Source organism: Billgrantia ethanolica (assembly GCF_021404305.1).
GTDB classification, from domain to species: Bacteria; Pseudomonadota; Gammaproteobacteria; order Pseudomonadales; family Halomonadaceae; genus Halomonas; species Halomonas ethanolica.
Map to the genome: position 1 here is coordinate 1 of NZ_JABFTX010000045.1, position 306 is coordinate 306.

The following is a 306-nucleotide window of genomic DNA, read 5'->3' on the forward strand; positions in this document are numbered from 1 at the left end:
GTTTTCTACCGGCCGCCAATGCCACCTTGCTGGATCGCCTTTCGCGCCAGCTCGATGCCGACGGCGAGCCGTTCCTCTTCCTGTGGGGGGCGTCCGGCAGCGGTCGCAGTCATCTGTTGCAGGCGGCCTGCCATGCGGCTTCCGACCGGGACCTTCGCGCGCTCTATCTACCGCTGCACGACCTGGGGCACTTCCCGCCCTTGATGCTTGAGGACGTGGAGCGCCTCGACCTGGTGGCCATCGACGACGTGGACGTCGTCATCGGGCGACGTCGCTGGGAGGAGGGCTTGTTTCATGCCTTCAATC

The 306-nt window shown here is 65.7% G+C and carries 1 pseudogene; it reads left to right on the plus strand.

Annotated elements, in window-relative coordinates:
• Positions 1-306, plus strand: a pseudogene (locus tag HOP53_RS21440) (DnaA regulatory inactivator Hda); the annotation flags it as partial.